Here is a 24,304-nt window from a genome sequence, read left to right as displayed (position 1 = left end):
CCCTGGAAGAACCACGTAACCGGCGACCACACACGCTGAACGGCCAACCCTTGGACTACGCGCCGGGCGAAAGATCTCACCACTCGGCTGTCTTCTCCCCACAGTGTGACCATGCCGAACCGAGTAGCCGTCCTGTCCGACATCCACGGAGTCCTGCCGGCTCTGGAGGCGGTGCTCGCCGAACCAGACGTCAGCACCGCCGACCACATCGTGCTCACCGGCGACATCACCGCCGGTCCACAACCGACTCAGGTTCTCGACCTGCTGACCGGCCTCGGCGACCGCGTCATCTGGATCAGCGGCAACGCCGACCGAGAACTCCTCGAATACCGCCGGGGGCAGCGCGACACGATCCCCGATCCGATCGCTCCCTGGGCAACCACACAGCTTCGCGACGACCATCTCGACCTTCTCGGCTCGTTGCCCCGGTCCCTCTGCCTTTCCGTGAACGGCTTGGGAAACGTGCTGTTCTGCCATGCCACCCCTGGCGACGACGAGGAGATCGTTCTGGTCGACTCCCGTCTCGACCGCTGGAAGGAAGTCTTCGACGGACTCGATACCGACATCCGCACCGTGGTCTGCGGCCACACCCACATGCCGTTCGTCCGCCTCGCCCACGGCCGACTCGTGATCAACCCCGGCAGCATCGGCATGCCCTACGGACGAACCGGAGCCCATTGGGCCCTCCTGGGCCCGGGCATCGAACTCCGTACCACGAACTTCGACATCGAGGCCGCCGTCACCCAGCTCAGCCAAGAATCGTCCTACCCCGAAATCGCCGAGTGGGCCGACTACTTCCTGCACGCTCGCGCGACCGACGCCGACGCCCTCGCAGCCTTCGCCCCGCGGGACGGACGCGACCACAACCCGTGACAGCCGCTCCCTGACGAGGATCTCCAGAATCGGCCGGACCTACTCGTCGCCCCACTCGTCGTCGCCCCACTCGCTTCGCCTCTCAACCGAGTGGGGAGCGAAGGCGAGCGCCTCGCAGGTGAAAGCCGGGGCCGCCCGCTCGTGGGGTGCGCAAGTCGAACCGATCCGTCGTTTGTGTGCTCAGGCTCCCCGGTCCGGGGCGACGGCGCGGCTCACGCAGTTTCGGAGCAGGGTGCGCCGCTGGTCGTGCACGCTCGCGGGCTCCTGGGCGGATGCGGCGTAGACGTTGCTCACCGGCGACCAGGCCATGGACATGGCGATGACCATGGCCATCACGTCGAAGGGGTCTCCCTGTCTGATGCGCCCGGCGGCCTGCGCCTTGGCGATGGCGCGCAGTTTGCGGTCGTCGTAGTGGTCGTGGTCCGCCACGAGATGCCCGGTCGGGCGCCGCTCCAGGCGCGCCCAGGTCGCGAGCCGGATCAGATCGGGGCGGCTGAGGTACTCGTCGTAGAGGCGCACCGCCCAGTCGGCGAGGTCCTCGGCGTCGATGGGGACGACATTGGTGATCCGCTCCAGTGAGGCGAAGAAGATCGCGTCGAAGAGCTGTTCCTTGTTGCCGAAGTAGCCGTAGAGCTGCGCCTTGTTGGTGCGTGCGGCGGCGATGATCCGCTCGATGCGTGCGCCGGCGATGCCGTACTCGGCGAATTCCCGGGTGGCGGCGTCGACGATGCGCTGATACGTCGCGGCTCCGCGGCTGCTGGATGGCTGGTCAGGCATACTCCACACTCTAACAGACAGACTTGTCTGTTTGTTTCTCGGCTCGTCTGTGTCTACCGTTAGGCAGACCGAACAGTCTGTCTGAGGAGATGGTGATGCGTTCAACGACCGGATGGCAGGCGGACAGCGCTACGCGAACTCTGCGCCGCGCGGTGCTGGAGCGCCGGGACCTGCGCCCGGACGACATCGCGGTATGCGTCGAGTACTGCGGCGTCTGCCACACAGACCTCCACGCTCTGCAGGGGCACACGAGCGACGCGAACGGCGTGCTGGTACCCGGGCATGAGTTCACAGGCGTGGTGACCGAGGTCGGCAGCGCGGTTTCCGACTTCTTCCCGGGCGATCCCGTGGCCGTCGGCAACATCGTCGACTCGTGCGGCACGTGCCGCACGTGCCAGGCCGGCCAGGAGAACTTCTGCCGTGAGTTCCCGACACTGACCTACGGCGGAGCCGACCGACAGGACGGGTCGACCACGCTGGGCGGGTACTCACGCGAGTACGTCGTGAGCAATCAGTTCGCCTACCACCTCCCTGCGGGCCTCGACGCGGCCGCCACAGCCCCCCTGCTCTGCGCCGGCGTCACCGTATGGGAGCCGCTGCAGGCGCTCGGAGTGGGCCCAGGCAGTACCGTCGCCGTGGCCGGACTGGGCGGCCTGGGGCACCTCGCGGTCAAGATGGCGACCGCGCTCGGCGCCACGACCTCCGTCATCAGCCGGGCCCTGGACAAGGCTGACGAAGCGCGCCGCCTGGGGGCGCAGGGGTTCGTCGTGTCCACCGACCCCAGGCAGATGGAAGCGGTCCGCGACCAGTTCGATGTGGTCATCGACACCATCTCCGCCCCTCACGACCTGGTTCCTTACTTGCGTGTGGTCGCCATGGACGGCACCCTCAGCCACCTCGGCCACCTCGGACCGGTCACCGTGGAAACCATGGACCTGCTCATCGGCCGCAAGAAGCTCAGCTCCGCCGGCAGTGGCGGCCGCCCGTCCACCGCCGCCATGCTGCGCTTCTGCGCTGAACACGGCATCACCGCCGACATCGAACTGCTGCCGTCGTCCCAGGTGAACAGGGCTCTCGAACGCCTGGAGCGCAACGACGTCCGCTACCGCTTCGTACTCGACATGTCCGACCTCGACTGACCGACAGTCCGGCTTGTCCAACAGTGCCCGGCGACAACCACGAGGCCCGCTCGGACACAGGACAGAGGCCCGCCCGGACACAGGACAGGTGCCGCATGGGTGGGCAGACCCATCGAGCAGGTCCGGGGGCACCCTCGAGCAGGGAGTGGTCGCTTTCAACGAGCGTCGTCAGGACCAGCCATGACTTCCGTCAAGCCACCAGCCCACCACAGGCCGAACAAGCCGCGCCCTCAGCTCAAAGACGTCGGGCGGCGCGGAGGTGGCACCGCCCGCAGCAGCTCCCACAGCGGACGTGAACCGGACGCCCACACGGCCAGCGTCTGGCGGTCGACGACGTGCAGCCGCTGCTGCTTGGCGAACGTCACCGCCGGTCCGGTCACCCGGCCGTTCGTCACGATCACCGCGACGTCCGCGCCGTGCACCTGGCGGGCCGTCCCGTTGAGCACCTGCAGGTCCGGCGTGCCCACCGCCGAGCCCTGGGCACCGTTGCGGCGGTGCTTGCACTGGATCACCCAGCGCCGCCCGAACGGGTCCGTGGCCTTCACGTCCGCGCCCAGGTCGCCACGTCCGCCGACCCGCTGGGCGTCCCGGCAGCCGTCCCGCCGCATCAGGTCCCGTATCGCGTCCTCGAACCGTGTGTGGTGCAGCCCGTCCAGCTGCGGCAGCCCGTACCGCAGGCCCTGCGCCCGCACCGCCTCCCACCGGGCCCGCTGCCGCCGGTCGTAGAACCAGCCGGCGCCCGCCAGCACAGCAAGCGCCAGGACCACGACGAGCACCCACCAGTGCGCCAGCAGCCAGTTGACCACCATCACCACCAGCCCGATACCGGCCGCCGCCGCCACGGCGAAGACGACCAGTTGCGCGTCCCGCTGCTGCTGCCTCCGGCCGGGCCGCCTCGTACGCCGCCTCGCCGGCGGCCGCCGCCGCCGGGTCACCGTTCCCACCGGATCGGGTACGACACCGTGGGCCGAGGCTGTGGCGCCCGCGCGGTGGGGACGTCGTCGAACCGGATCGGGTACTGGACCGTGGTCTTCGGCCGCGGAGTCTCCCCACTCCCAGCCGAGACGTTGCCGTTGCCCAGCCCCACCACGGCTAACGCCACCACACCGAAGATCATCGTCTCCCGTTTGGCGCCCGGAGCCCACCGCCAATGACTGCGTACCGGTGTCCCGTCAGAGCGCACGTACGACCGCACCAAAGGCATACAAGCCTCCCCCTCATAGCCACTCCCCCGCACAACCACCCATGCTGGCAGGAGCCACTGACAATGCGTCAGCACATCAGTATCCGAGGTGATCAAGGAAGGAGAGAACAGGCCAGGTCAGGGAAGACGTGAACCGCTGCAAGCCGTAGCGGGTGACTGCCCTCAGGAACGCCCGTTCTGCTCTCGGGCCCTCAAAGAAGCGAACCACCGACGGGAGCACCACTTCACGGAAGCCGTCCACCGCGCATCGCCGTCGTCACCAGGACCGGCCAGGACCGTGACGAGCTGACGAAAGTGCCTGCTCTGTCAGTGCCTGCTGACAGGATGCGGGCATGACGATCAAGGACGTGGCACGCCACGACGTCGCCGAAGAGCAGATGGACGACACCCTCCAGCGCGGGATGCGCCGGGCCATCGACCACTGGTCCGACATGCGCCACAACGGCCGTCCACTGCGCCAGGGGCTGCGGGAAATGGGCGGCGACCTCCTCGACCTCGCCGCCGCACGCACCCTGGAAGATCCCGCGCTGGACACGACTGGATCGCGTGAGGTTCTGCTCACCGCGGCAGAGTGCGCCCTTGGAGAGCTGGACCTGGGCTGCTTCCCCGACGGCGACTGGAAGATTCCTCTCCCCCTCCTCGACGAGACGCTCACCAGCGAAGAAATGCGCAACGAAGAGACCTGGGAACCGACGTCCCCGGCCACCACCGCCCAGACCTGGGTCGAGGCCTTCAACCTGTGCCTGATCAGCGGCCTCGTGTGGGAGCGCAGCCGGGTCATCGGCCCGCTGCTGCACGAGGACTACGCTCCCGCCATCCGCGACGGAGTGCCCTACTCGATGAGGGAGTCGGTCTCCACCCGGGCCGACCTCGCCGAGATGGACGCGCTGTGCGAATACCTGACCATCGTGCACGGGCGTTATCCCGGCGCCTTTCCCGGCCACGTCCCGGTGGCCAAGCCCGACACCGAAGCGCGGGCCCGCGCCGCCGAACGGCTCGATGAGGCCGGCGTCCTGGACGCGGACCAGCGGCTGCTGCGCGTCCTGCTCGACGACGACCAGCCCGTCTTCGAGCAGGCCCTGGCCGAAAGGCTCCTGGAGCACCGCGCGGGCGTGGGTCCCGGCCCGGCGCCCCGCACCCTGCTGCCGGTCGGGGCCGCCGCAGTGGCCGCGCTCGCCTCCCTCGCGCACGGATGGCAGCTGGGCATCCGGTCCGCCTACCTGCCCGACTCCCTACTGCGCACCCCGCACCACTGACGAAGCGGTCACCCAGTGCGGGACACCGGGCCGTGAAGGGACTTCCCTCGTGTGCCCTGCGTGCCTGATGCCCTGTTCAGGCCCCAGAAAGCGCCGGAAGCCATCGGGTGGGTCGCCCTGTACGTGAAGGACGTGTCCGTCTACTCGGCGCCGATCCGGTGGTGGAACGAGGCCTACGTCGTGGAGGGCGAGGGCTTCGACAGCGCACCCGGTCTGCTCATACAGCTGGCCTGGATGAGGGCCTGGCAGGTCGTGCCGCCACCGGAGTTGGTTCGGCGACCAGGCCGTCGGCGCCCAGGTCGATGGCGAGCTGGCAGGCTTCCATGCCCCAACTGTTGGCGCTGTGTCGTCCGGACTTTTCCTCGAAGACGTACAGCTCGCCTTCAGGACGTACAGCTCGCCTTTGGCGGTGCGGCCGGCAGCGACAATGCCGGAAGGCGGCCAAGCTCACCCGCACCCAGCTGCGTTCGCTGCTGAAGAAGGCCAGCCGCCAGCGCGGCATCGAGACGGAAGCGGAGCGGCTCCGAGACGCACTGCGCGCCCCGCAGACGCGCCAGTCCCCGCAGGTCGAGCAGGCCATGGGCCGTCAGGCCATCGCCTTGCTCAGACAGCTCGATGCCGCCTGCACCAACGTCGATGACCTCGCCCAAGCGCCGGTGCGCTGAAGGCCGCCGCTTGAGGCTTTCAGCTCGGCAGGGGAAGCAACCTGCCGCTCGAACGCTCGTCGTCTACGTCGTCGGGTTGCCGCAGGCGGATGTCAAAAGCGTTCTCCACCAGTGCGAGGACGCTGTGCAGGGGCGCGACCTGGCCAGGGATGAGCCCGAGGGGCCTCATGACGTCATCAAGTCTTGCCGGGTCCTGCCCGGTCGGTTCGATCGCCTGGAGGGTGTGGAAGTCGACGATGATCTCGCCGCCCACCGCGTACTTCAACCAGTGCATCGGCTTCTCGTTGTAGTGGAGCACCACGGCTTCCGTGCCTACGGAGACGCGACCCAAAATCCTCTCATCGAGTCCATGCACGCCGCCCTGCTCCCATGCCCACGTCCACGAGCCGTCGATGCCACTGGTGACGACGGGCTCCTCGTCGTCGAGAAGCTCGTCACCCAAGTCGTCTGCCAGGTCTACGGCGTCGCGAAGCGCAAGGGTCTCCGGATCCACCCCCATGCGGGTGAGCAGCTCCGCAGGGGGCAGACCCCGCACGAAGGTCAGCGTGTATATGGGGAAGTCGCCCTTTCGAAACAAATCCAGTCCGCGGTCTGTCCCTGTACTTGTCATGCCGTGGATGCTGCCACACAACACCGACACACCTCCGCGACTGCCGTCTTGAGGCCACCATCGGCGACGGCAGCAGCTTCCCCACCGTCGCCCACCTGGCCTCCTACGCGGGCCTCGCTCCGGCGACCCGGCGGGGTGGGCCCCTCCGGCTCTGGAACGGATACTGACCGGGACGTCCGACCGGGGACGGAGCTGATGTCAGAGGATCCGGTTGGATGAGCCCGTGACTGTCCATGACGTAGCCCGCCAGTTTCCCGCCATCGCTGACCTTCGGGACCTGTGCCGATCGCTTGCGATGCTCGACGCGATCCTGAGCCCGGACTGGGAAAGCAGGTACTACTTGGGCTGAAGGCGAGGAGATGGCCTCGATGCGTAACGGGGCAGGGGACGAGTACTCCATAGTGTTCTCGGCAGCCGGGGTCTATGTCCGCAGCTTCAGCCACGAGTCGCCGATGAGCCCATATGGCAACGACGGCGAGCCTTGGCCAGGAGTGATTGACCAAGTCCCTGAGGTCTTCAGGCCCTTCGTGGAGGAGCCGGCGTTCACCGACGAGGACGGCGTGCCCGTCGGAACAGCCTGTTTGTGGCGGAGGGCGACCGACGATCAGTGGTGCCACGGGAGGATCGACTTTCCCGCGGGCCGCGCCGATCCTGACGGGACGACTGGACTGTTCGATCTCCTGATCGACCGTTCTCCGGAAGCGATCCAGTGCTTCGCCGAGGACCACTACGAGGTCCCTGTGGACCTGGCCGCAGTGAACAATGTGTATGCCCTGCGGCCGCTGGACCAGGAACTCGTTTCGTCGCTGAACGCAGAGGTCACCCTGGCGGACCTGGCCCAGGACATATCCGAAATCGGCTATCCGCGGCCGGACCGAGAGTCGCCCTGACTGCTGCGCGTCTCAGTGAGAGCGCCTGCTCAACTGTGATCGGCCTGCCGGGGAGACCAGCCGGATGGTGACCTTAGGTGATCACCGGCGGCATGACGGGTCCAGTTGCTACTGAGATTTCCGGTTCGGGGCGACGTCATGTGTCAACGACCTTGAACAGTGGAGGGGTAAGTGCGCAGTGGGCGGCCGATGATGTCCTGCACGGACGGCCGCTGGCGGCGCGTCGATCGCGCCGTCCGGCCAGCCACGACGGCGCCACATCGCCCGGCTCTCGTCCGCCGCCAGATCGACCATGCCGATATCGCGGCCGAGAGCGGTGGCGATGCTCTGTATCCGTGAACGCGTACTCAGCGGCGGGCCCACAGCCTCGACGAGCGTCCCGGTGTAATCGTCGCTGATCAGTGCCGCGGCCACGACGGCGGCGAGGTCCTGCTCGTGGATGAAGGGGTAGTGGCCCTGGTCGAGGAAAGCCTCCCGGACCACCCCGTCGGCGCGGATGGTGTCAGGCCAGTCCGACCCTGTCGCCGGGTAGGTGCCCTCGACGACGGCACCCATCACAGCCGACGGCCGGATGTGCGTCCAGGCGATGCCCGAGTGCTCCACCGCCTTCTCGATCGCCAGCCAGAACCAGGTCTCCGGCGGATTCGCCTCTTCGTGCTCCGGCCCGTGAGACGACAACAGAACGACTCTACGGGCGGGGGCGTTTCGCGCCAGAGTGAGGGCGTCCTGGACCGTCGACGGATGAGCACCGGCGAGGAACACGGCCTCGACACCGTCGAAAGCTCGGACACACTCCAGCGGCCGGGTGATGGACCCTTCCACGACGTGGACCGTGTCGGGCCAGCCACCGCACTGGTCCGGCTCGACCAGCGCAACGCGGCTCTCCGCTTCGCCATGGTGGCTGTCGGCGTCCTCGACGCCGAGTTGCGCTTGCAGGTACTCGACCACGGACCACCACGGCACGTGGGAGGACTGTACGCACTCGGCCACATCACCAAGGCACGGCCGCCGACCAGGCTGCGACCGAAATCATCCCTCGGCCACAGGGCCGTCACAACGACCACCACCTGTTGGATGCTTCGCCGCGGCCTCTCCGCCGCGGTCCGTCACCCTCACGGTTCCCGGGCCGGCGGGGCGTGACCCTGGTCGTGCCACGGACGGCCTCCTGGTCGCCGTCCGGTGGTCAGGTGAGCCCGGCGGTGGCGTTGTCCTCCCAGCCGTCGACCCGCTGGAAGTAGCCGTTCATGGAGCGGGAGTGCCGGGCCCATCCGCCCTGGTCGGCGATGGCCACGGCGTCCTTGCCCCTGCGGCGGGCGGTCGTGGCGAGGCCGATGCGGAGGGAGTGGCCGGTCCAGGCAAGCGGGACCCCGGCGCGAGCGCTGATGCGCTTCACGGCCCGGGTGACGGAGTCGGGGACCATGCCTCCGGTGACGTTGCCGTGCATGTCGACGCCGACGAACGCGGGGGCTTCGGGTGCCGACCAACGCGGCTCAGCCTCGGCTGCGAGGGACCCCAGCTGGCACAAGATCATCGCCTACGAGATGACCAGCGAGAACGTGCCCGTCTTCCGTTCCGCCGTCGCCACTCTGGGCACCGGCCGCGGGACCCCTGTGTCACCGGCGAGCCCCGCCCCCTGGAGCGGGGATGCGCCGTCGGCCTTCGCCGTGCCAGAGGAGTGATCTTCCTTCGTACTCGCCCTGCTTACGACGGCCCCGACGGCCCCGCGACATACTCGGGCGCGGTCCGCTCGCACAACCACCGGACAGCCGACGGCACCGGGGCCCGCCGGACTGTCCCTGCCGGTGGCCACCTGCGGGCCCTCAGCCTCCTTGCGCTCCCTGTCGCCGCCTCCGAGACCACGCGCCGGCCGATCTCACCGGTGCGACGGCCCTTTCGGCAGCATCGGGGGTGGCTTCAGCGCGTGCTTCCGTACGAGGCTCCGTGTCCGCACCCGTACCGTCGCCGCGCCGACGCCCGCAAGCCTCGGCTCTCGGCAAGAGCCAGGCGGCCGCATCTCGCCAGCTGTCGATCGCCATGGACCAAGGCCTCCTCAACTGAGCGGCGCGAAGCGCAGCTCAGGCGCCGACGGGATCAGGAGCAGAGCTTCCTCGGCCGTCGTGCGGGCCAGGTTGCGGTTGGCGTACTGGCTCCGCCCGGTGACCTCCATGCCGAACCAGGCGGGTGGCTCGAACCGCAGCGCCTGCTCAGCGCTGGTGAACTCGACTTCCAGGACCCGCAGTCCGTCCAGCGCGCCCTCGTAGACGTCCAGTACGGCCTCGTGGACTCCCTGACCGTCCAGCCGTACGGGATGGCGTGTCTTGACGACCCGGGCGCCCTCCGTCTCGGGCCACATGGCACGGAAGTCCTCGGTGGACAGCTCGATCTCCCACTCCTCGCGGACGAGGCCGGAGCCCAACTTGGTGGTCAGGGTGCAGGCGGTGCCGTACTGGCGCAGGCGCACCTCTCCGCCGTCGGGCGCGACGGCCAGATATCCCTGCAGAATGCGTGTTCCTCCGCTGCTCGGCACGCGATTGGCGGCGACGAGGAACTTGCGCTCGATCTCCTTGGGCATTTCGGGTCCCTTCGTTAGTGCTTTCTGTTGGTGGCTGTGCGGTGGGCGGTGCCGGGCCGTGTTCGGCCGACGGCTAGGGTGGGTGGCTATGGAGCCTCGCTTTGCCCCAGGTCAGGTCATCGTCCGGCGCGAAATCCTGGACGGACGTGAGTGGTTGTCGTATCCCCTGCGAGTGGTCGCTGACGACGGCGTCACGCTGGCCGCGTATCTCGCGCAAGGCACCCCGCTGACCTTCGGCGGCGGCTCCTTCACATGGGGGCTGCACCCCTGGGTGCGTTTCGACCACTTCTGGCAGTCCGAAGGCGTACTCCAATTGCAGCGTGCGGGGGACGGTTATGCTGTCTGGGCCCGTTGGCGGGACGGAAGGCTCGCGGACTGGTACGTGAACTTCCAGCACCCGATGCGGCGTACGGAGCTCGGCTTCGACACCCTCGACCAGGAGCTCGACCTGGTGATCGCGGCCGACGGTTCCGGCTACACCTGGAAGGACGTGGACCACTTCGAAGAGCGGGTCCGCCAGAGCGGCTTCGCGCCCGGTGAGGCCGAGGCCGTGCGCGCCACCGCCGACGAGGTCGTGTCCCTCGTCGAGCGGGGGAACTGCTGGTGGGAGCAGTGGCGCGACTGGCAGCCGCCGGCGGTGCCGGAAGTGCCGGCCGCTGTGGCACTCACGGGCTGAGGCGCCCGGACCGGCCCCCGAAGCGCCCGGGGAGCCCTGGCGTCCGGTCAGAACGACTCGGCGTACAGGGCATGCAGATACGCCGCATCGATGTCCGGTGCCGGGTCGTTGGCGAGATTGCCGCTGACCCCCTGGACGAGCGCGTCGAGGTCCTGCTTGTCCACACCCCAGTCGCGCAGCCTCGAGCCGAGCCCCGCCGATTCGAGCAGCCGCTGGGTCGCCTCGTGGATCGTGCCGCCGCCGAGCCGTTCGGCGACGGCGGCGAACTCCTCGGCGGCCAGCGGTTCGGTGTGCCGCAGCCAGCTCGGGTAAATCACCGCGAGCCCCCGGCCGTGCGAGATGCCGAGGCCCCGCAGCGAGCCCATCGCCTGCTGCAGCCGGTGCGGCAGACAGGTGCTGGCGGTGGCCACGTTGAGACCGCCGAGCACGGCCGCGCGGGACAGCGCTTCCCGTGCCGCGGGCGAGTCCTCGCCCTTGAGCAGGGGCGGCAGGCTCTCCGTGATCAGCTCGACCGCCTGGTGGGCGCGGTCCCGGCTGGCCGCTGTGGCCTGCCGTGACACACAGCCCTCCACGGCGTGCGCGAACGCGTCGAACGCGGTCTCGGCGAGCACCCCGCGCGGCAGGGTGGCCACCAGGTCCGGGTCCACCACGGCCACCTTCGGGAACAGGGCCTCGCCTCGCACACCGGAGCGGAAGCCCCGCACGGTGTCGGTGATGATCGCGCCCTTGGTGACCTCCGAGCCGCTTCCCGCCGTCGTGGGCACCGCGAGGAGCGGAAGCACTGGGGTGCCGCTGTCGAGGGTCACCCCGACGAGGTCGCGCACGCTGCCGCCCGAGCGGGCCGTCACGGCCATGCACTTGGCGGCGTCGAGCGCGCTGCCGCCGCCGATCGCCACGACGACGTCACAGCCGGTGTGCCGGGCCAGCGCCGCGCCCTCGTCGACCTCGTCGGAGCGCGGATTGGCCGACACCGCTTCGTAGAGTGTGGCCCGCAGTCCCGCGGCGTGCAGGGAGTCGAGCGCACGGGCCAGAAAGCCGTGGGTGCGCGCCGCGGTCCGGCCGGTGACCACCAGGGCGTGACTGCCGTGGTCGCGGGCCAGGGGGCCGATGCGGTCGAGGCCACCGCGGCCGAACTCCACGCGGGTGGGCAGAGCCGGGTCCAGCTTCATCGTCGATTCCTCAAAGGTCGTGGGCAAGGAACAGGGAAGGGAAGTGGGCTGTTCGGACGGTCTGCGGACACCGCCTACGGACCGGCTGCCGCGCCCATGGCCTGCGCCCGGAGTGCTTCGAACACGGCGCACGTCCCGGTGGCCAGCAGTTCCAGGGCGGAGCCGCCGCCCGTGGACGTCGGTCCGCTCCACGGGAGTTCGGCGACTGTGTCCCCGCCGAGCAGCAGCGAGCGACCGCCGTCGGGCAGCGCGGCGAGCAGGGCGTCGGCCGCGCGCCGGTGGCCGTCCAGGTAGCGGCAAGGCGTGCCGGCGAGTACGGCGCTGTCCGAGGCAGCGAGCCGGTCCAGAGCCCAGGGACGCACCGTGAAGTCGACGATGGCGTACCCCGGTGGCACTCCGTCGGCCGGGGCGACGGGCCGGGCCGGCGCGCCGACGCCCGCACCGGCCGGCGCCACCCACACGGTCTCGGGGATGTGCAGCCCGGCCGCGTCCGTACGGTCCAGTGCGCGGCGAGCGGCCGTGAGGCAGGCGTCGGGTCTGCTGCCGAGTTCCGAGTCGCCGATGTCGTGACCGAGCGCGCGCAGAAGGGTGTTGAGGACGACGCCGCCCGGGATGACCAGGTCGTGGCCGTCCACCGCGTGGGCGAGGCCGACCAGGGTCTTCTCCGGCTTGCGGCCGCCGAGCAGCGCGGCCGAGCGGCGGCCGGGCGCGGTGCGGGCCCATGGGCCGAGGAACGCGGCCTCGGACATCAGGCTGTCCGTCGCGTATCCCGGAAGCAGGCCGATGAGTCCGGTGTTGGAGGCGTGCGCGCGGTGCGCCTTGGAGAACCCGCCCACCGCGACCCGTTCGCCGAGCCCGGCGAATCGGCGGGCCAGAGCGGGAGCGCCCTGCTCCTCACCCGGGTGCCGGCGGGTGTTGCCGAACACCACGATGCCGCCCGGCCGCATCCGGGCCGCCGTCTCGGCGGCCTCGTCGCCGGCGTTGTCCGGGCAGTAGCCCACCGGACCGCCCAGCTGACGGCCGAGATACGCCGCGACGTGCGCGAGAGAGCCGGCGCTTTGGTCGCGGTGGCTGCCCTGATGGGACAGGACCGCGACACGGGCGCCCGCGGCGCGGAGCCGGGCCAGTTCGGGCACTTCGGTGTCGATACGGCCCGTACTTTTGAGCTCGGGGTCCACGTTGAAGCCCGCCGAGTAGATCCAGCGCTCCCCCGGGGCCACGGCGCGCCGGCTCAGGCGCGGGACGTCCGCGAACGGGTCGGCCGCGGACGGGTCGGCCGCGGACGGGTCGGCCGCGGACAGAGTGTCACAGGCCATGGGTGCGCAGTCCGGTGGTCTCGTCGAGGCCGAGCATCACGTTCATGTTCTGAATCGCCGAACCGGCCGCGCCCTTGACGAGGTTGTCGGTGACGGCGACGACCTTGGCGACGCCGCGGCGGGGGTCGTGGTCGACGCCGATGTGGCAGAAGTTGGAGCCGGTGACGCCGGCGAGGCTCGGGTAGCGGCGGTAGTCCTTGTCGGTCGGACCGCCTTCCGCGCCCTGGTCGTTGATCCGGACGAAGAACTCGCCGTCCTTGCCGGCCCCGTACCGCTCGCGGTACCGGTCGAGCAGCAGCGCACGCGATACGCGCTCGCGCGACTCGTGCCTGATGCGCACGCTCGCCTGGATGTAGATCCCCCGGGCGAAGTTGCCGTGGGCCGTGCTCAGGTCCACGGTGACCGGCCCGCCGGCCGCGTCCGCCAGATGGGTCTCCAACTCGGGCGCGTGCCGGTGGCCCTGGAGGCTGTACGGCAGCATCGATCCGAAGACCTCCGCGTGCAGGATCTCGGTGCGCGGCTTGACGCCCGCGCCCGTAGTGCCGTTGGTCGCGGCGATGTGCAGCGGTGCGGACGGCTCGGCGAGACCGGAGCGCAGCAGCGGGTCGAGGCCGAGCAGCGCGGTGATGACATAGCAGCCGGGGTTGGCCACCAGGCGGGCGCGGGCGATCCGTTCACGGTGGAACTCGGTGACACCGTAGACCGCTTCGGGCAGCAGGTCCGGTGCGGTGTGCGGCGCACCGTAAGCCGTCTCGTACGCCTTCGGGTCGGCGAAGCGGAAGTCGGCGCTGAGGTCGATCACGCGTGTGCCGGCCGCCAGCAGTCGGGGCGCGAGGCGCATGGCCTCACCGGACGGGGTGCACAGGAACACGACGTCGAACTCGCCCGCCTTGTCGAGCACCGTGTCGACGCCGGTGAACGCCAGGCCGCTGCCGAGGAGGTTGGGGTGGACGCGTTCGAAGTCCTCGCCGCCGCGAGCGGTGGGGACGATGTCGGCCACCGCGGGGTGGTCGAGCAGCAGCCGGCTGAGCTCTCCGCCGGCGTATCCGGTGCCACCGATGATCGCCGTCCGCAGACCGGCGCCCGGGGTGGCCGCCCCCGCAGGGGCGCTCGTGGGGGTGCTCATCGGTTCTTCGCTCCGTTCTCGAGGTGTGCCGGGTCCGGGTGGAGCACGATCTTTCCGGTGGGCGTGGACGGGTCGGCCATGCGGCGCAGAGCCGCGTCCGTGCGGGACAGCGGGAAGTGGTCGGTGGCCAGCGGCAGCGGGTCGATCTCGCCGGCCGCGAGCCAGGCGATGACGTCGGCGAAGTCCTGGGCCGTCGACAGCGCCGAGCCGTGCACGGTCACCTCACGGCCGACCAGGGTGTTGAGGTCGACGGGGTGGCGGTCCGCGAAGTAGCTGACCACCACGACGTCACCGCCGGGCCGTACCGTCTTGAGCGCCTGGTCGGTGACGCCCGGGTACCCGGCCGCGATCACCACGACGTCGGCCGGTCCGCCCAGGGCCTGCAGAGCGGCCTCGGCCGGGTCCGTGGCGGCGGCGTCCACATAGCTGTCGGCGCCCGCGCGGCGGGCCGCCCCGCCCTTCGCCGGGCCGAGGTCGACGCAGGCCACCGTCCCGTAACCGAGACGCTTCGCGGCGATCAGACAGCCCAGACCGATCGTGCCGGAGCCGAGCACGAGGACGCTGCGGCCCTCGCCGTGACCGGTGCGGCGCATGGCGTGCCGAGCGATGGACAGCGGTTCCACGAGCGCGCCCGCCACCGGGTCGAGCCCGGCGGGCAGCCGGTGCGTCATGTTCGGGCGCAGGACGACGAGTTCGGCGAAGGAACCGGTCCAGTCCAGGTGGCTGAGGTTCTCCTTGTGCGCGCACAGATGGCCCGCACCGCGCAGGCAGTCGGGGCACGCGTCACAGTGCGAGAAGGCCGCCGAGCACACCAGGTCGCCGGGCTCGAAGCCGCTGACCTGCGCGCCGACGTGTTCGACGACCCCGGAGAACTCGTGGCCGAGGACGGCGGGTGCCGTCTTGTACGGGTGGGTGCCGCGCCAGGCCGCGAGGTCGGAACCGCAGATGCCGGTCGCCCGGACGCGGACGAGCAGGTCGCCGGGGCCCGGCACGGGGGCGGCGATCCGCCGGTGGTCGATGGTCTCGACTCCGGTGAGGACGGCGGCGCGCATGCTGCGCGGGGTTGCGGCGCTTGGCCCCGGGGCGTCGTCGGCCCCCGCGTCGGACCGCACGGCGTCGGCTTGTCCCGCGTCGACCTGGGTGCCCTCGACCGGCGCCCCCTGGGCCGGCATCACATCGTCCGGCACCGCGGCGAACACGGCGTTCGTCGTCTCGCTCATGTTCAGCACACCCGCGTGCTTGCCGACCCGCCGGCCAGGGCGGCGGTGAGCTCGTCGACGAGGAGCCGGCCGACCTTGACCTGCGCGTCTGTGGTGGTGGCGCCGATGTGCGGCGTGAGCACGACGTTGTCGAGGCCGGCGAGTTCGGGCCGTCCGCTCTCCTGGCCGTGCACGTCGAGCCCTGCCCCGGCGATGGTCCGCTCGCGCAGCGCGCGCACCAGGGCGGCCTCGTCGACGACGCCGCCACGGGAGACGTCGACCAGGTAGGAGTCCGGGCCGAGCAGCGCCAGTTGCTCTGCGCCGACCAGACCGCGGGTCTGCTCGGTGAGCGGTACGGCCAGGCAGACCATGTCACAGGTGCGCAGCAGGTCTTCGAGTCCGACGCGTTCGACGCCGCGTTCGCGCAGCTCACGGTCGCGCTCGGCCGAGGGCCGGGCGAGGGCGGCGAGCACCCGCATGCCGAAGCCCTGGCCGAGTGCGGCGATCCGGGAGCCGATGGGCCCCTGTCCGACCACGCCGAGGACACGGCCTTCGAGACCGGGGCCCTTGAGGTTCGGCTTGTCCCAGACGCCGTCGCGGATCTGCCGGTCGGCCAGTGCGATGTTGCGCGTGACGGCGAGCATCAGCCCGACGGCGAGTTCGGCGACCGCTCCGGCGGACGCTCCGGGGACGTTGAACACCTGGACTCCCGCCGTACGGGCGGCGGTCACGTCGATGTTGTCGATCCCGGAACCCGCTCGCGCGATGACCCTCAGGTTCCGTCCGGCCCGTATGACATCGCCGGTGATACGCACGCCGCTGCGCACGACGAGGGCATCGGCGTCCGCGGCCAGGGCCTGCAGTTCGGCCGGGTCCGGATGGATCCTTTCCACGACCTCGTGGTGTTCGGCGAGGGCGGCCAGGGCGCCCGGGTCAACCGGATCGAGTACGACGATGCGTGCTCGGTCTGTCATTGCTCGCTGTCCGTTCTGCTGGGGGCCGCTTGCGCGATGAGACGACCACGATCTTGCATTGATTGACTCGCCTTGGCAAGAGATTGCCAGACTGTTTGACTCGATTGCCAAAGCTGATCTACGCTCGCTTCTGCGCACAACGGCGCGGCAAACCCCTAACGCACAAGGCGTTCACGCAGATGTCGATGGTGTCTCGCAGGAGATGCGGTCGAGAAGGATTGCCGCTACTCGGGCATCTACATGCCACCCTTGTCAATCATCCCCAGAGAGGCTGACATGCTTCAGCGCAGCTACCCGTCGTTCCGGTCCACCCTCGAGGAGCACGGCCTGGTCCGTGTCGCCGGCGCGCATCACGCGCTCAGCGGCGTACTCGCCCAGGAGGCGGGGTTCCAGGCGGTGTGGTCCTCCAGCTTCGAGGTGTCCGCGTCCCGCTGCCTGCCCGACGCGAGCATCCTGAGCATGACGGAGTACCTGGAGGCGGCCGCCAACATCCAGAAGGCGCTCGACATCCCGGTGGTCGCCGACTGCGACACCGGCTACGGCGGCAACTACAACGTGGCGCACATGGTCCACGAGTTCGAGGGCGCCGGAATCACCGCCGTCTGCATGGAGGACAAGCTCTTCCCGAAGATGAACAGCTTCGCGGCAGGCGACCAGACCCTCCTCGACACCCTCGCCTTCACCCGCAAGATCGAGGTCGCCAAGAACGCCCAGAGCAGCGACGAGTTCTTCGTCATCGCCCGTACCGAGGCTCTGATCAGCGGCCAGGACGTCGACCAGGCGATCGCCCGCTGCAAGGCATACGCCCTGGCCGGCGCGGACGCCGTCCTCATCCACTCGAAGAAGTCCACCAAGGACCAGGTGGTCGAGTTCCTCGACCGCTGGGACAACCGCGCCCCGGTGGTGATCGTGCCGACCACCTACCCGGACTGGCACGTCGACGACATCCGGAAGGCGGGCGTCTCGGCGGTCATCTACGCGAACCAGGGCATGCGCGCCGCCCTGACCGCGCTGCGGGAGTCCTACCGCACGATCTACGCCGACGGCGACACCACCTCCCTGGAGCCGCGGATCGCCTCCGTGCGCGACATCTTCGACCTGCAGCGCATGACCGACTGGCAGAAGCTCGACGCCGCGTGAGCCCTGGTCACGCGCGTACCGGGAGGAGGTGACCAGCGCCCATGACCGTCATATCCGGGGCTCATGAGCTCCTCGACACCGAGGTGTACGTGGATCTGCGCGATCTGCTCGGCACCCCCCTGTACCTCAAGTGCGAGGGCTTCAACTTCGCGGGCTCGGTCAAGATGCGGCCCGCCGTATGGATGGTGGCCGCCGCACAGCGGGACGGCGTCCTCCACGCCGGCTCCACGCTGATCGAGTCGTCCTCCGGCAATCTCGGCGTCGCGCTCGCGGTCGTGGCCGCGGCCAAGGGGCTCAGGTTCGTCTGTGTCACCGACCCCAAGTGCAATCCTTCGACGGCCCGGCTGATCAGGGCGCTCGGCGCCGAGGTGATCACCGTGGACGAACCCGACGCGGAGGGCAGCTATCTGGCCGCCCGCAAGGAGTACGTGCGCAGAAAGTGCGCCGAGGACCCCTCGTACGTCTGGCTGAACCAATACGAGAACCCGGCCAACTGGATCTCGCACTACGAGAACACCGCCGCCCACATCGCCAAGCGGTTCCCCGCCCTGGACACGCTCTTCATCGGTACGGGAACCGGCGGCACCCTGATGGGCTGTGCGCGCTACTTCCGCGAGCACCGGCCCGCCGTACGCATCATCGGTGTCGACACCGAGGGCTCCGTCAACTTCTCCGGCACCCCGGGTCCGCGCCACATCCCCGGACTCGGCGCGAGCACACTCATGCCGCTGATCGACGAGGCGCTCCTCGACGAGGTCGTCCGGGTCCCCGAGACGGAGGCCGTGGGGATGTGCCGGCGGCTCGCGTCCAAGGGCTTGCTGTTCGGCGGGTCCACGGGAACCGTCGTGAGCGCTGCGGCCCGGTGGCTCGGCGGGCGTGGTCTGGGTCCCTCGCACATCGCCGTCGCGATCGCCCCCGACCTCGGCGAGCGCTACATCGACTCGATCTACCACGACGCGTGGGTGGCCGAGCACTACGGCCGTGCCCCGCTCGAACTCTTGGAGCAACTGTGAGCACTGAGGCAGCGATACCGGACTTCTCGGTCGTCACGGGAGCGGCGGTCCACCGCGCGCTGCGCGGCAGGCAGCGGGACGTGATCGACCTCGTGGAGCAGAGTTATCTGCTCCACGGCACCCGGCAGACCGTCAATCCGCCGTCGTACTTCCTGCGTTTCCCCGACCGCCCCACGTCCCGCATCATCGCGCTGCCCGCCTCCGTCGGCGGCGAGCGCCCGGTGGACGGCATCAAGTGGATCGCGAGCTTCCCGACGAACCTGGAGCGCGGCATCCCGCGCGCCTCGGCGGTCCTGATCCTCAACGACCCGCAGACGGGCTACCCGTACGCGTGCCTGGAGAGCTCGATCATCAGCGCGGTGCGCACCGCGGCCTCGGCCGCTCTGGCCGCGCGCACCCTCGGCGCCGACCGCCCCGCCCCGCGCCGGATCGGCTTCATCGGCACGGGTCTCGTCGCGCGGTACCTGCACGAGTACCTCTCGGCGCTCGACTGGCGGCCCGAGGAGTACGGGGTCTTCGACCTGTCCGCCGCGTACGCCGACGCCTTCGCCGGTCATCTGCGGCAGACCTCGCAGGGCACCTCCGTACGGGTCCACGACTCGGCGGAGGATCTGATCCGCGCCTGTGACGTGGTCGTGCTCGCCACCACCGCGGCCACCCCGCACCTGGCCGACCCCGACGTGTTCGCCCACCGGCCGCTCGTTCTGCACGTCTCGCTGCGCGACCTGGGCACCGAGGTGATCCTCGACAGCTTCAACGTCGTCGACGACGTCGAGCACGTCCTGAAGGCCGACACCTCGGTGCATCTGGCCGAGCAGGCCACCGGAGGCCGGGAGTTCATCGCCGGCACCCTGGCCGACGTACTGAACGGCGAGGTGAAGGTGCCGACCGACCGGACCGTGGTCTTCTCCCCATTCGGCCTCGGCGTCCTCGACCTCTCGGTCGGCGAGCACGTGGCGGCGCTGGCGCGCTCGGCGGGCGACGTCACCGTCGTGGACGGCTTCTTCCACGACGTCGAACGCCATCGTGCCCCCGCGGACGGTGACCGATGAGCCGGGCCCGGCTGCCGCTCGTGGCGGGCACGGTGGAACGGGCACCGGCCCGCGCCCTGCGCAGGACCGCCGAGGCCGACCTGACCACCGGCGTCCTCGACCACGTCGTAGGGCACGCGGAGAGCGCACCCGACCGGGTGGCCGTGGTCGACGGTGAGACACAGCTGACGTACCGCGCACTGCTGTGCCGCATCGGCGAGCTCCGCGAGGCCCTGGCCGCGCAGGGCGTCGGTGCCGGGGACACCGTGGCCGTGTGCGGACCGCGCAGCGCTGACATCCCTGCCGCGTTCCTGGCGCTCGAGAGCCTGGGCGCCTCGTATCTGCCCGTCGATCCGCGGTGGCCGCACGACCGGGTGCGCGATGTGCTCGGCCGCAGCCGTGCCGTTCGGTTCCTGTACGACGCGCGGGAGCCGGGTGGCGAGGACGCCGTGCGCGCGGCCCTGGCCGAGCAGGTCAAGCTCCTCGAACTGCCGGCCTCGACGGGCAGCGGCACTCCGCCGCCGCGCACCATGGCGGACCGGTCCCTGGAGGCCCGCTACACGATCTTCACCTCGGGCACGACCGGACGCCCCAAGGGCGCCACGGTCGAGCACCAGGGCATGGTCAACCACCTCCGCGCCAAGATCGAGGACCTCTCGATCACGGCCGACGACGTGGTCGCCTTCACGGCGCCGCTCGTCTTCGACATCTCGGTCTGGCAGATGCTCTGCCCGCTGATGGCCGGCGGCCGTCTGGTCGTCGTACGCGACGAGACGCTGCGCTTCCCGCGCCGCCTCGTCAACGCCCTCCGGTCCGCCGGGGCGACGGTCGTCGAACTGGTGCCGACCGTCGTGGGCTGGATCGTCGACGAGACGCTGCGCCGCGGCGGCGAGGCCTTCTCGGACTTGCGCTGCCTGATCTCCACCGGCGAGGAGCTGCGTCCGGCGGTGGCGGCCCGCACCCTGGACGCCCTGCCGCGCACCGTCCTCGTCAACGCCTACGGCCCCACCGAGTGCTCGGACGACGTCACCCATCACACGGTGACCCGCGAGGACACCTCGCGGCCTCGGCTGCCGGTCGGCGCCCCCATCGCGAACACCTCGCTCTACCTCCTGGTGGACGAGGGCGACGCGGGCTGGCGCGCCGCCGAACCCGGCGAGACCGGCGAGCTGTTCGTCGGCGGCACCGGCGTGGGCCTCGGCTACCTCAACGACCAGGAGACCACCGACCGGGCCTTCTTCGCCGACCCCTTCGACCCGGAATCGGCGACCGGACGGCTCTACCGCACCGGGGACCTCGCCCGGTTCGAGAACGGGCTCGTGCACTACCTGGGCCGCAGCGACCGCCAGGTCAAGGTCGCCGGCGTCCGCATGGAACTCGACGAGATCGAGGCCGTGCTCAGCCGCCTCCCCGCGGTCCGGGCCTGCGCCGTCACGGTGGCCGGGACCGGCGAACGCAGCGAGCTGGTCGCCCACTACGCCCTGCGCTCGCCGGCCGGCAGCGAGGAGCTGCAGGAGACCCTGCGCGCGTCCGTGCCCGCCGCCATGGTCCCGCGCCGCTGGCGGCAGTGGGAGGACCTGCCGCTGACCCCCAACGGAAAGGTCGACCACCGCGCGCTGCGGGCGGCCGTCGACCAGGAAGGAACATCATGACCATCGCTCCGGAGCAGCCGGTCCGCACCGACGCGGCAACAGAGGCGACCGGACTGCCCCCGCACGCCCGGCTGCTGCTGCAACTGGCCCGTCTGGAACTCGACCCCGCCCGGCTCGCACAGGTGCGGGCGCTCGCCGCGGACGAGCACCTCGACTGGGGCGCGTTCCTGGACGCCGCGGCACGGCACAAGCTGCTGCCGCTGGTGGGCCGGCACGTGTTCACGTACCGCATCGACCGCGCCGCGGACGGGCAGAAGGGCTTCCCGTACGGCTGGGTGTTCACCACCGCGTACGTCGGAAACCGCCACCGCAACCTCGCGCTCGCCGACGAGTTCGGCCGGCTCTTCGGTGAACTGTCGCAGGCGGGCATCCGGCATGCGGTACGCAAGGGCTTCTCGCTGGCCGAGACGGCGTACGGGGACCCGGCCGTCCGCAAGATCAACGACCTCGATCTGCTGGTCGCCCGGGACGACGCGCCCCGGGCCCACGAGGTCCTCGAGCGGCTCGGCTACACCCAGGGCCAACTGGCCGAGGACAGCGAGCAGGTGAAGCCGTTCAGCCGCAAGACGCAGATCTTCTGGAAGGTGAACCTCAGCAACCAGCTGCCCTACGTCAAGGCCGGCCACCGCCCCGACCTGCCCGAGTTCAACGTCGATCTGTGCCACGACATCTTCCAGAAGAAGTCCGGTGTCACGGCCCCGGCCGCCGATCTCCTCGTCCGCGCCGACCCGGTCCGCCTGTGCGGCGCGTCCACCTGGGTGCCCGACCCGCTGGACCGGCTCCTCGACCTGTGCTCCCATCTGCACAAGGAGGCCACGAGCCTGCGGTTCATCGAGGACAGCGTCGATCTGCAGATCAGCAAGTTCCTCGACATCGCCCTGGTCGCCGCGGGGTTCCGCCCCGCGCAGTGGGAAGCCTTCCGCGCCCGCGTCGGCGAGTACGGAGCGGGCTCCATCGCCTATTACTCTCTGCACTTCACGGCACGTCTGTACCCCGAAGCGGTGCCGACGGACGTCCTCGACGCACTGCGCCCGCGGGACACCGGCTACCTCGACCAGTACGGCACCCTCGACGGCCAGGTCGGCACCTGGGCGCTCGGCTTCCTCGAGCGGCTCTTCGACACCGGCCGCAAGGCGGGCAGCGGCCGCTCGAACGTGCCGCACGAGTGACGCCCTCGGCGCTCCGCCCCGTGTCCCCCTTCCTTCGAGCATCCACTTTCGAGATCGGAAACGACTCATGAGCACACCTTGGGACAGCCGGTTCGAGGCCCTCGTGGCCCGCCACGTGGACTTCGGCCGCAGCATGCTCCCCGACGACGACCTGTTCGCCCTCGGCCTCGACTCCATCGCCGTCGTGGAGCTCGTGGTCTGTCTGGAGGAGACCTACGGCATCGAGATCCCGGACGACCGGCTCAGCCAGCAGACCTTCGCCACGCCCGCCGTGCTCTGGTCCCTGGTGGCCGGGCTGCTGCCGGCGGGCCCGCGGGCGGAAGCGGGCACACCGGCATGATCGTCTCTCTCGTGGGCACCGACGGAGCGGGCAAGTCCACCGTCTCGCAGCGGGCCACCCGGCGTCTCACCGACCAGGGGCTCAGCATCGCGCGGGTGGACCGCTGGGACATCGTCGACAACCCCGCCTATCCGGCCACGCGGTTCATGAAGCCGGATGTGCCCGACACCCGGCACTGCGTCGCCGAAATGCCGCCCACCACCCGGTTCCTGTTTCTGATGTGGTCCATCTCGCACGCGCTTCTGGGCCGCTCGGCCGGCCCCGCGCCCGCCGAGGACATCACGCTGCTCGACGGGTACTGGATGAAGCACGCGGCCAGCGAGATCGTCTACGGTCTCGACCGCCAGTGGGCCGAGACCGTCGTCTCGCGGCTGCCGCTCGGCGAGACCCTCTATCTGCGCGTCGAGCCCGCCGAGGCCTGGGAGCGCAAGGCCGGGCGTGACGTGGTCCCGTACGAGTGCGGAATGGACGACTCCTGCTCCCGGGAGAGCTTTCTGCTCCACCAGAAGCACATTCAGGCCGTGCTCGACGGCTGGGCCCAGCGCTACGGCTGGCAGGTCCTCGACGCCGGCCAGCCGCTCGACACGGTCGTGGACCGGGTCGTCTCCGGCGTCTCGTCTCTCGCGGCGGACGCCCGATGAGCCCGTACGACCGTCCGGCGCCCGAGCTCGCGTCCGGTGAACCGCGGACCCTCGTGGTCAAGGTCGGCGGCAGCCTCGTCTCCGACAAGCGCACCGATGACCACCTCGACCACGCCGCCGTACGGGACTTCGCCCGGCTCGTCGCCGACCTGGTGGACACCTTTCCGGGACGGGTGGTCTTCGTCTCCGGCGGCGGGGCGCTCGGGCACGGTGCCGTACGGGACCTCGCCGACGTCGACGGCTTCGCGACGCTGGGGCTGACCCACGCCACGTTCGCCGTGAAGTGGGCCTGGGTGGGCGCCTTCCGCTCGCTCGGCGTGAGGGCGATGCCGCTGCAGGTCGCGGCGGTGTGCACGGACACGGCTCCGCACCCGGTGGCCGACCTGACCGTGGTGCGGCGGATGCTCGCCGCGGGTGTGCTGCCGGTGCTCTCCGGCGACTGCATCCTCACGCAGCACGGACGGCTGCGGATCTTCGGCAGCGACCAGGTGCCCGGTCTGTTCGTGGACGACGCGCTCGGCCCGGTCCGCATCGTGACGCTCACCGACGTACCAGGCATCCTCACCGGCGACGACAGGGACGGCCCGGTGCTTGCGCGGATCGACCCCGACGACCCCGCCCCCGCCCACGACCTGCTGTGGGAGACCGCGCCCTGGGACACCAGCGACGCCATGCGCGGCAAGGTCGACTCCCTCGTCGCACACGCCCGGCGCGGCGCCGAGTGCGTCATCATGCGCGGCGACCGGCAGGCGGCCGGACTGCGGCATCTGTTCTGGCCGATGTCCGCCTGGCCCGGCGATCTGGCGCACACGCTCATCGCCCGGCCGCCGGCCGTGGCTCTGCGTGCCTGACACCCACTCGCCCCGGTGCCC

24 protein-coding genes and 2 pseudogenes are annotated in these 24,304 nt (G+C 70.4%); 15 read left to right on the top strand and 11 right to left on the bottom strand.

Features of this window, described 5'->3' with window-relative positions:
* The first annotated feature begins 111 nt into the window (after positions 1 to 111).
* Positions 112 to 873 (top strand): metallophosphoesterase, encoded by a 762-nt coding sequence (locus tag KUM03_RS32100; protein WP_217254094.1) that lies wholly within the window; start codon positions 112 to 114, stop codon positions 871 to 873.
* 180 nt (positions 874 to 1,053) lie between these two features.
* Here KUM03_RS32100 and KUM03_RS32095 read toward each other — a convergent pair whose 3' ends face one another.
* Positions 1,054 to 1,650 carry a TetR/AcrR family transcriptional regulator gene (locus KUM03_RS32095; protein WP_217254057.1) on the bottom strand — a complete coding sequence of 199 codons (597 nt, stop codon included), beginning with the start codon at positions 1,648 to 1,650 and terminating at the stop codon, positions 1,054 to 1,056.
* Positions 1,651 to 1,745: 95 nt separating this feature from the next.
* Here KUM03_RS32095 and KUM03_RS32090 point away from each other — a divergent pair, with 95 nt between their 5' ends.
* Positions 1,746 to 2,789: an NAD(P)-dependent alcohol dehydrogenase gene (locus KUM03_RS32090; RefSeq protein WP_217254056.1), complete on the top strand. Its 1,044-nt coding sequence runs from the start codon at positions 1,746 to 1,748 to the stop codon at positions 2,787 to 2,789.
* A gap of 230 nt (positions 2,790 to 3,019) precedes the next feature.
* Here KUM03_RS32090 and KUM03_RS32085 read toward each other — a convergent pair whose 3' ends face one another.
* Positions 3,020 to 3,724: a restriction endonuclease gene (locus tag KUM03_RS32085; RefSeq protein ID WP_217254055.1), complete on the bottom strand. Its 705-nt coding sequence runs from the start codon at positions 3,722 to 3,724 to the stop codon at positions 3,020 to 3,022.
* Positions 3,725 to 4,325: 601 nt separating this feature from the next.
* Between KUM03_RS32085 and KUM03_RS32080 the strand changes: the two genes are divergently transcribed.
* Both KUM03_RS32080 and KUM03_RS39105 read left to right on the top strand, forming a co-directional pair.
* Positions 4,326 to 5,249: an Imm49 family immunity protein gene (locus KUM03_RS32080; RefSeq protein WP_217254054.1), complete on the top strand. Its 924-nt coding sequence runs from the start codon at positions 4,326 to 4,328 to the stop codon at positions 5,247 to 5,249.
* A gap of 302 nt (positions 5,250 to 5,551) precedes the next feature.
* Entirely contained in the window at positions 5,552 to 5,914 is a 363-nt protein-coding gene (locus KUM03_RS39105; RefSeq protein ID WP_217254053.1) for a hypothetical protein, read from the top strand.
* Positions 5,915 to 5,933: 19 nt separating this feature from the next.
* Here the strand turns inward: KUM03_RS39105 and KUM03_RS32070 are convergent, their stop codons facing one another.
* Positions 5,934 to 6,524, bottom strand: a complete 591-nt coding sequence (locus KUM03_RS32070; RefSeq protein WP_254400115.1) for a DUF6461 domain-containing protein — start codon at positions 6,522 to 6,524, stop codon at positions 5,934 to 5,936.
* Between the two features lie 47 nt (positions 6,525 to 6,571).
* Between KUM03_RS32070 and KUM03_RS32065 the strand changes: the two are divergent.
* Positions 6,572 to 6,664, top strand: a pseudogene (locus KUM03_RS32065) (transposase); the annotation flags it as partial.
* Positions 6,665 to 6,747: 83 nt separating this feature from the next.
* Positions 6,748 to 7,414, top strand: a pseudogene (locus KUM03_RS32060) (hypothetical protein).
* Positions 7,415 to 7,522: 108 nt separating this feature from the next.
* Here KUM03_RS32060 and KUM03_RS32055 read toward each other — a convergent pair.
* The 3 genes from KUM03_RS32055 to KUM03_RS32045 form a co-directional block, all read right to left on the bottom strand.
* Positions 7,523 to 8,362, bottom strand: coding sequence for an NAD(P)H-binding protein (locus tag KUM03_RS32055; protein WP_308406464.1), 840 nt, complete (start codon positions 8,360 to 8,362; stop codon positions 7,523 to 7,525).
* A 235-nt stretch (positions 8,363 to 8,597) separates the two neighbouring features.
* Positions 8,598 to 8,945 (bottom strand): hypothetical protein, encoded by a 348-nt coding sequence (locus tag KUM03_RS32050; RefSeq protein ID WP_254400114.1) that lies wholly within the window; start codon positions 8,943 to 8,945, stop codon positions 8,598 to 8,600.
* 519 nt (positions 8,946 to 9,464) lie between these two features.
* Entirely contained in the window at positions 9,465 to 9,986 is a 522-nt protein-coding gene (locus tag KUM03_RS32045; protein WP_217254052.1) for an adenylate cyclase, read from the bottom strand.
* 172 nt (positions 9,987 to 10,158) lie between these two features.
* Between KUM03_RS32045 and KUM03_RS32040 the strand changes: the two genes are divergently transcribed.
* On the top strand, positions 10,159 to 10,662 hold the full coding sequence (locus KUM03_RS32040; protein WP_308406463.1) for a DUF402 domain-containing protein: 504 nt from the start codon (positions 10,159 to 10,161) through the stop codon (positions 10,660 to 10,662).
* A gap of 47 nt (positions 10,663 to 10,709) precedes the next feature.
* On the opposite strand, the gene KUM03_RS32035 is transcribed toward KUM03_RS32040, so the two are convergent.
* From KUM03_RS32035 to KUM03_RS32015, 5 genes are all read right to left on the bottom strand, one after another.
* Positions 10,710 to 11,831 carry an iron-containing alcohol dehydrogenase gene (locus KUM03_RS32035; protein WP_217254050.1) on the bottom strand — a complete coding sequence of 374 codons (1,122 nt, stop codon included), beginning with the start codon at positions 11,829 to 11,831 and terminating at the stop codon, positions 10,710 to 10,712.
* 74 nt (positions 11,832 to 11,905) lie between these two features.
* Entirely contained in the window at positions 11,906 to 13,147 is a 1,242-nt protein-coding gene (gene pgk / locus KUM03_RS32030) for a phosphoglycerate kinase (protein ID WP_217254049.1), read from the bottom strand.
* Positions 13,137 to 14,273, bottom strand: coding sequence for an N-acetyl-gamma-glutamyl-phosphate reductase (argC, locus tag KUM03_RS32025; protein WP_217254048.1), 1,137 nt, complete (start codon positions 14,271 to 14,273; stop codon positions 13,137 to 13,139). Before argC ends, pgk begins: the two co-directional genes overlap by 11 nt.
* A complete protein-coding gene (locus tag KUM03_RS32020; protein WP_254400113.1) occupies positions 14,270 to 15,493 on the bottom strand; it encodes a zinc-binding dehydrogenase in 1,224 nt (407 codons plus the stop codon). Before KUM03_RS32020 ends, argC begins: the two co-directional genes overlap by 4 nt.
* Positions 15,494 to 15,495: 2 nt before the next feature.
* Positions 15,496 to 16,446 carry an NAD(P)-dependent oxidoreductase gene (locus KUM03_RS32015; RefSeq protein ID WP_217254047.1) on the bottom strand — a complete coding sequence of 317 codons (951 nt, stop codon included), beginning with the start codon at positions 16,444 to 16,446 and terminating at the stop codon, positions 15,496 to 15,498.
* Positions 16,447 to 16,722: 276 nt separating this feature from the next.
* Between KUM03_RS32015 and KUM03_RS32010 the strand changes: the two genes are divergently transcribed.
* The 8 genes from KUM03_RS32010 to KUM03_RS31980 all read left to right on the top strand — a co-directional run bounded on the left by KUM03_RS32010 (position 16,723) and on the right by KUM03_RS31980 (position 24,283).
* A complete protein-coding gene (locus KUM03_RS32010) occupies positions 16,723 to 17,586 on the top strand; it encodes an isocitrate lyase/phosphoenolpyruvate mutase family protein (protein ID WP_217254046.1) in 864 nt (287 codons plus the stop codon).
* 41 nt (positions 17,587 to 17,627) lie between these two features.
* The gene (gene sbnA / locus KUM03_RS38705) at positions 17,628 to 18,599 is read left to right on the top strand and encodes a 2,3-diaminopropionate biosynthesis protein SbnA (RefSeq protein ID WP_254400112.1); all 972 of its coding nucleotides are present in this window, start codon (positions 17,628 to 17,630) and stop codon (positions 18,597 to 18,599) included.
* Positions 18,596 to 19,651 (top strand): 2,3-diaminopropionate biosynthesis protein SbnB, encoded by a 1,056-nt coding sequence (gene sbnB / locus KUM03_RS38700; protein WP_308406462.1) that lies wholly within the window; start codon positions 18,596 to 18,598, stop codon positions 19,649 to 19,651. The genes sbnA and sbnB overlap by 4 nt, the downstream gene beginning before the upstream one ends.
* Positions 19,648 to 21,282 carry an amino acid adenylation domain-containing protein gene (locus KUM03_RS32000; protein WP_217254045.1) on the top strand — a complete coding sequence of 545 codons (1,635 nt, stop codon included), beginning with the start codon at positions 19,648 to 19,650 and terminating at the stop codon, positions 21,280 to 21,282. The genes sbnB and KUM03_RS32000 overlap by 4 nt, the downstream gene beginning before the upstream one ends.
* Positions 21,279 to 22,451, top strand: coding sequence for a nucleotidyltransferase family protein (locus KUM03_RS31995; RefSeq protein ID WP_217254044.1), 1,173 nt, complete (start codon positions 21,279 to 21,281; stop codon positions 22,449 to 22,451). The genes KUM03_RS32000 and KUM03_RS31995 overlap by 4 nt, the downstream gene beginning before the upstream one ends.
* 67 nt (positions 22,452 to 22,518) lie before the next feature.
* A complete protein-coding gene (locus tag KUM03_RS31990; RefSeq protein WP_217254043.1) occupies positions 22,519 to 22,791 on the top strand; it encodes a phosphopantetheine-binding protein in 273 nt (90 codons plus the stop codon).
* The gene (locus KUM03_RS31985) at positions 22,788 to 23,432 is read left to right on the top strand and encodes a thymidylate kinase (protein ID WP_217254042.1); all 645 of its coding nucleotides are present in this window, start codon (positions 22,788 to 22,790) and stop codon (positions 23,430 to 23,432) included. The genes KUM03_RS31990 and KUM03_RS31985 overlap by 4 nt, the downstream gene beginning before the upstream one ends.
* Positions 23,429 to 24,283, top strand: a complete 855-nt coding sequence (locus KUM03_RS31980) for a hypothetical protein (protein ID WP_217254041.1) — start codon at positions 23,429 to 23,431, stop codon at positions 24,281 to 24,283. Before KUM03_RS31985 ends, KUM03_RS31980 begins: the two co-directional genes overlap by 4 nt.
* The last annotated feature ends 21 nt before the right edge of the window (positions 24,284 to 24,304 follow it).

Source organism: Streptomyces sp. AC602_WCS936 (genome assembly GCF_019049125.1).
Classification (GTDB): Bacteria; Actinomycetota; Actinomycetes; order Streptomycetales; family Streptomycetaceae; genus Streptomyces.
Note: the sequence above shows the minus strand (reverse complement) of the source record. Positions and strands in the feature narration are given on the sequence as shown.

Coding starts and splice junctions, on each gene's coding strand:
- KUM03_RS32100 (WP_217254094.1), top strand. CDS start 112: ATGCCGAACCGAGTAGCCGTCCTGTCCGACATCCACGGAGTCCTGCCG.
- KUM03_RS32095 (WP_217254057.1), bottom strand. CDS start 1,650: ATGCCTGACCAGCCATCCAGCAGCCGCGGAGCCGCGACGTATCAGCGC.
- KUM03_RS32090 (WP_217254056.1), top strand. CDS start 1,746: ATGCGTTCAACGACCGGATGGCAGGCGGACAGCGCTACGCGAACTCTG.
- KUM03_RS32080 (WP_217254054.1), top strand. CDS start 4,326: ATGACGATCAAGGACGTGGCACGCCACGACGTCGCCGAAGAGCAGATG.
- KUM03_RS39105 (WP_217254053.1), top strand. CDS start 5,552: ATGGCGAGCTGGCAGGCTTCCATGCCCCAACTGTTGGCGCTGTGTCGT.
- KUM03_RS32070 (WP_254400115.1), bottom strand. CDS start 6,524: ATGACAAGTACAGGGACAGACCGCGGACTGGATTTGTTTCGAAAGGGC.
- KUM03_RS32050 (WP_254400114.1), bottom strand. CDS start 8,945: ATGATCTTGTGCCAGCTGGGGTCCCTCGCAGCCGAGGCTGAGCCGCGT.
- KUM03_RS32045 (WP_217254052.1), bottom strand. CDS start 9,986: ATGCCCAAGGAGATCGAGCGCAAGTTCCTCGTCGCCGCCAATCGCGTG.
- KUM03_RS32035 (WP_217254050.1), bottom strand. CDS start 11,831: ATGAAGCTGGACCCGGCTCTGCCCACCCGCGTGGAGTTCGGCCGCGGT.
- pgk (WP_217254049.1), bottom strand. CDS start 13,147: ATGGCCTGTGACACTCTGTCCGCGGCCGACCCGTCCGCGGCCGACCCG.
- argC (WP_217254048.1), bottom strand. CDS start 14,273: ATGAGCACCCCCACGAGCGCCCCTGCGGGGGCGGCCACCCCGGGCGCC.
- KUM03_RS32020 (WP_254400113.1), bottom strand. CDS start 15,493: ATGAGCGAGACGACGAACGCCGTGTTCGCCGCGGTGCCGGACGATGTG.
- KUM03_RS32015 (WP_217254047.1), bottom strand. CDS start 16,446: ATGACAGACCGAGCACGCATCGTCGTACTCGATCCGGTTGACCCGGGC.
- KUM03_RS32010 (WP_217254046.1), top strand. CDS start 16,723: ATGCTTCAGCGCAGCTACCCGTCGTTCCGGTCCACCCTCGAGGAGCAC.
- sbnA (WP_254400112.1), top strand. CDS start 17,628: ATGACCGTCATATCCGGGGCTCATGAGCTCCTCGACACCGAGGTGTAC.
- KUM03_RS32000 (WP_217254045.1), top strand. CDS start 19,648: ATGAGCCGGGCCCGGCTGCCGCTCGTGGCGGGCACGGTGGAACGGGCA.
- KUM03_RS31995 (WP_217254044.1), top strand. CDS start 21,279: ATGACCATCGCTCCGGAGCAGCCGGTCCGCACCGACGCGGCAACAGAG.
- KUM03_RS31990 (WP_217254043.1), top strand. CDS start 22,519: ATGAGCACACCTTGGGACAGCCGGTTCGAGGCCCTCGTGGCCCGCCAC.
- KUM03_RS31985 (WP_217254042.1), top strand. CDS start 22,788: ATGATCGTCTCTCTCGTGGGCACCGACGGAGCGGGCAAGTCCACCGTC.
- KUM03_RS31980 (WP_217254041.1), top strand. CDS start 23,429: ATGAGCCCGTACGACCGTCCGGCGCCCGAGCTCGCGTCCGGTGAACCG.